At 59.7% G+C, this 4,192-nt stretch carries 6 protein-coding genes; 4 read left to right on the forward strand and 2 right to left on the reverse strand.

What is annotated here, in order from left to right; genetic code table 11:
• Positions 1-250 precede the first annotated feature (250 nt).
• The 4 genes from JCM12296_RS32950 to minE all read left to right on the forward strand — a co-directional run bounded on the left by JCM12296_RS32950 (position 251) and on the right by minE (position 3,251).
• Positions 251-1,096: a sugar phosphate isomerase/epimerase family protein gene (locus JCM12296_RS32950; RefSeq protein ID WP_054702040.1), complete on the forward strand. Its 846-nt coding sequence runs from the start codon at positions 251-253 to the stop codon at positions 1,094-1,096.
• 337 nt (positions 1,097-1,433) lie between these two features.
• Positions 1,434-2,114 carry a septum site-determining protein MinC gene (locus tag JCM12296_RS32955; protein WP_157068129.1) on the forward strand — a complete coding sequence of 227 codons (681 nt, stop codon included), beginning with the start codon at positions 1,434-1,436 and terminating at the stop codon, positions 2,112-2,114.
• A 50-nt stretch (positions 2,115-2,164) separates the two neighbouring features.
• The gene (gene minD / locus JCM12296_RS32960) at positions 2,165-2,965 is read left to right on the forward strand and encodes a septum site-determining protein MinD (protein WP_054702046.1); all 801 of its coding nucleotides are present in this window, start codon (positions 2,165-2,167) and stop codon (positions 2,963-2,965) included.
• Positions 2,966-2,975: 10 nt separating this feature from the next.
• Positions 2,976-3,251, forward strand: coding sequence for a cell division topological specificity factor MinE (gene minE, locus JCM12296_RS32965; RefSeq protein WP_054702049.1), 276 nt, complete (start codon positions 2,976-2,978; stop codon positions 3,249-3,251).
• Here the strand turns inward: minE and JCM12296_RS32970 are convergent, their stop codons facing one another.
• Entirely contained in the window at positions 3,252-3,818 is a 567-nt protein-coding gene (locus tag JCM12296_RS32970) for a sulfite exporter TauE/SafE family protein (RefSeq protein WP_281492249.1), read from the reverse strand. It lies immediately after the preceding gene.
• Positions 3,793-3,942, reverse strand: a complete 150-nt coding sequence (locus JCM12296_RS48650; protein ID WP_083456754.1) for an urease accessory protein UreH domain-containing protein — start codon at positions 3,940-3,942, stop codon at positions 3,793-3,795. The genes JCM12296_RS32970 and JCM12296_RS48650 overlap by 26 nt, the downstream gene beginning before the upstream one ends.
• Between the last annotated feature and the right edge of the window lie 250 nt (positions 3,943-4,192).

Consider the following 4,192-nt stretch of genomic DNA (forward strand, 5'->3'; position numbering starts at 1 on the left):
CTGCAGATGGCCGGCATGGGCGGGCCGGCTACCGAGCTGGCCTTCTACTTCAAGAAACCGGTGGGCGACGCGGCACCGCTGACCTTCGAAGACCAACTCGCCACGCTGGAAAGGCTGGACGCCCGCATCAACGCCCGCGTGGGTGAAGCAGCGGCCCGGTAAAAACGAACGACGCGGATCGTCCCCAATGATCGCGGGCATGGCCCGCGCTGACGGCTTCAAAAAAAAGATATAGATAAAGGAACACGCCATGATATTCGGCTACAGCACCAATGCCTTCGTCAAATTCTCACTGCTGGATTCGTTCGCGCGCATCGCCCGGCTCGGATTCGCCGGCGTGGAAATCATGTGCGACCAGCCGCACCTCTACCCGCCCGAGTACGGCCCCTCCAAGCTCGCCGAGGTCAAGGCGACCCTGGAAGAGCATCGGCTCAAGCCGACCAACCTGAACAGCTTCACGCTCTTTGCCGTGGGCGACACCTATCTTCCCTCCTGGATCGAGCCCGAGGCCGAGCGCCGGCAGATCCGCGTGGACCATACCCTGGCCTGCCTGGAGATCGCCAAGTTCATCGGCTGCGCCAACATCTCCGTGCCGCCCGGTGGTCCGCTGCCGGCAGGCATGGGTCGCGACGAGGCCCTGCGCCTGTTTCACGCCGGTCTGGATCAGGTGATCCCCCGCGCCGAGGAATTGGGGGTCCGGCTACTCATCGAACCCGAGCCCAACCTGCTCATGGAGCGCACCGCCGAGATCAAGCCCTTCGTGTCTGACATCAAGGCGCCGATCGTGGGCGTTAACTTCGACATCGGCCACTTCTTCTGCGCCGGCGAGGATCCGGCGGCGGCCTTTGAGGAACTCTTTCCCTGGATCGGCCACATTCACATCGAGGATATCGCCGCCACTCGCGAACACAACCACCTCATCGCCGGCCTGGGCGTCATCGATTTCCCGGCGGTCTTCAAGACCATCAAGGCATGCGGCTACACCCATGACATGAGCCTGGAACTCTACCCCTACACCGACCGGCCGGAGGAAGCCGGCCAAAAAAGTCTGGCGCATCTGCTGCCCCTGCTAAGGGACGCGGGGTTGAATGATTGACGGATCCGTAAAAAGCCCGATATCGGCGTTACGCGTATCCTTCGTCATTGCGGAGTACGCTCAGTACGCCTCATTCCTTAAGGATTCGCAAGCCTTGATCTCGGGCTTTTTACGAATCCGTCGGAAATGCGACTTTTTACGCGTGCATCAATGATTAGAGGATCAGGGGGATAGGCGCTGCCACCATATGTAGGTGTGTTTTCCATCTTGACATACAATATGTATTTTCAGTATGGTGTCATCATAGATGGCGCCCTTGCCCAATCACTTATCTGTTATTGCTGATCCGGCGTTTGAATCAACAACGTTGTAAACAACAAGACAACACCCATTGTCCATGACCGAATCTACTCCCCCCGTCCGCATGAAAGGCGTCGGCAACAGCCTTTGGCTCACCGTTGCGGCCGACAGCCCGCTGGAGGCGATCCAGGCCGAGCTGGTAAAACTGTTCGCGCCGCTCAAACACATGGCCCATTCCACGCGGGTGGTCCTGGATACCGGCACTTCAAGCACCGACGAGCGTTTTCAGCGAATCCACACCTATCTTAAAGAGGCGTTTGATCTAAAGGAGATCGTCGCACCAGAGGAAAAGGCCAAAGATGAAGAGTACCGAGTCAAGATGAGATCCGCCGACAACATCATCACGAGACACAGCAGCGAGACCTTGGTGCTGTCCGGCCGGGTCCGCTCCGGACAGAGTGTGATCGCCAAAAAACATCTGATCATCATGGGGGATGTCAACCCCGGCTGCGATCTGGTGGCGGGAGGGGACATCCTGGTCATCGGGAGCCTGCTGGGAACGGCGTCTGCCGGACAGCCGGACAATGCCGATGCCATTATCCTGGCACTTGATTTTCGTCCCACCCAGGTCAAAATCGGCGGCGTCGTGGCTGCCGGCATGCCGGCCAAGGGCCAGGGCGGGTTCGAATATGCCCATTTGGAAGACGGTGCCATCGTGGTCGACGACTATGTGGCCGCCAATCCGTTCAAACGGATGCCTTGGCCCGTCTTGCGATAGCGACGGTGCCCGTCTTCTCCGCATAATCAAAAGAAAACTAGAGGTGAACCGTGCAAGGCAAAATTATCGTTATATCTTCCGGAAAAGGTGGTGTCGGCAAAACCACCGCGACAGCTTCCATCGGTGCCGCGCTGGCCTTGGAAGGCAAGAAGGTGGCGGTGGTGGACATGGACATCGGGCTGCGCAACCTCGATGTGGTCATGGGGCTTGAAAACCGCATCGTCTTCAACATCGTCGATGTGGTCCGCAGCAAATGCAAGCTGACCCAGGCGGCCATCAAAAGCCGGCGCATCGAGAACCTGTTCCTGATTCCGGCCTCCCAGAGCGACAACAAGGATGTCATGAGTCCCCAGGACATGATCCGCGTGTCCAAAAAAATGCGCACCGAATTCGACTTCATCCTGATGGATTGTCCGGCCGGTATCGAGCGCGGTTTCGAAAACGCCGTGGCCGCCGCCGACGAGGCGGTGGTGGTCTGCACCCCAGAAGTCTCCTCGGTTCGCGATGCCGACCGGGTGATCGGGCTGTTGTACGCCAAGGAGATCCCGTCGAAACTCCTGATCAACCGCATCGTGCCGGCCATGGTGGAACGGGGAGACATGCTCAGCCACCAGGATGTGGTCGATGTCCTGTCCATCGATTTGGTGGGTCTGGTCGAAGCCGACGATCAGGTTGTGGTCGCCACCAACAGCGGTTTGCCGCTGGTGCTGCAGAACGAGTCCAAGGCCGGGCAGGCATTCAAACGCATCGCCATGCGCCTTAACGGAAAACCCGATCTGCCCATCGAGATTCCCAGCACCTCTAAATCACTTTGGAAGAAGATCGGTTCGAAGATCGGTTTCGGAAAATAGGGGAAAGCCAATGCTGAACGGTTTCGTAAAAAAAATATTTGGCGGTAAAAGCAACAGCAAGGATACGGCCAAAAAAAGACTTCAGTTTGCGCTGGTCTACGACCGTCTGGAAGTGTCCGACGATACCCTGCAACAGATGCAAAAAGAGATCGTGGATGTCATCTCCCGCTACTTTGTCATCGACAAGGACCAGCTCAAACTCGATATCACCCGACACGATGATTTGTCGGCCCTGATTTTCAACACCCCCATTCTTTCAACCAAGCCGCGTCAACGTGTCGCCTGATCAGGCCGCCACCCAGGTCATCCCCCGCACCAAAAGGGCGGCGGCCATGCCGAGCATGATCAGGCCGGCCAACATGTCGGCCTGACGCCGGAACCGATTCAACAGCAGTCCTGCCCCGGCCCCCACCGCCAGGAGGCCTGGCAGGGTGCCAAGGCCGAAGACCAGCGCGCTGACCGCACCGGCCATGGGGTTGGCTGCGGACAGGGCACTGGCAAAAGCCGCATAGGAGAGGCCGCAGGGCAGACCGCCCAGCATCAGGCCCATGATCAACAGATCCCGATTCGTGCGCCGATGAACCGCCCGGGTCATCAATCGTCGCCAGCCGGGCAGCCGATTGGGTGCGGCAACCGCCAGCCAGTCGGGTTCGGCAATCAATCCCAGGCGCGAAAGGCCGAAGTAAAGCAGGAACACGCCGGCCAACAGGCTGAGTCCCATCTGTCCCCGGGCCATCCATGCCATGGGGCTCGCCCCCAAAGCAGCGGCCAGCCGGATCAGTCCGCCGCCCGCAGCCCCCATCAGGGCACCGATCAGCCATAGGTGGTCAGCCGACCGGCGTGGTAGGCAGATGGGCGGAAAGCCGGCCGGTCTGGCCGGGCAGGGCCACCACGAGGGGGCCGCACATGCCGATGCAGTGACCGGTACCCAGAAGGCCCAACATGAACAGCGCCGCAAAATCCATCGATGTCGTCATTTGCGCTCCCGATTCGCGTCCTTGCAGTTTCGCATAAAACCCATTACATTGACAGGTACCTTTTTAAGGAGGTGTCCATTGATCCCGCTCCACCGCGCGATCCGTCGCATGGCCGTCCTGTCGACGGTCACCGTCCTCTGTCTGTTCACCGCCGCCCTGACGAACGCCAGCGGTCCCACGCCGGCACAAAACGGTTTGGGGGCCGACGGACAGATGCGGCTCGGTGCCGCGGACCGCTGTCCGGTGTGCG

It is taken from the genome of Desulfosarcina cetonica JCM 12296 (genome assembly GCF_001311845.1).
Lineage (GTDB): Bacteria > Desulfobacterota > Desulfobacteria > Desulfobacterales > Desulfosarcinaceae > Desulfosarcina > Desulfosarcina cetonica.

Bases quoted from the DNA above. Each gene is read 5' to 3' on its own strand.
- JCM12296_RS32950 (WP_054702040.1), top strand. From the start codon at position 251: ATGATATTCGGCTACAGCACCAATGCCTTCGTCAAATTCTCACTGCTG.
- JCM12296_RS32955 (WP_157068129.1), top strand. From the start codon at position 1,434: ATGACCGAATCTACTCCCCCCGTCCGCATGAAAGGCGTCGGCAACAGC.
- minE (WP_054702049.1), top strand. From the start codon at position 2,976: ATGCTGAACGGTTTCGTAAAAAAAATATTTGGCGGTAAAAGCAACAGC.
- JCM12296_RS48650 (WP_083456754.1), bottom strand. From the start codon at position 3,942: ATGACGACATCGATGGATTTTGCGGCGCTGTTCATGTTGGGCCTTCTG.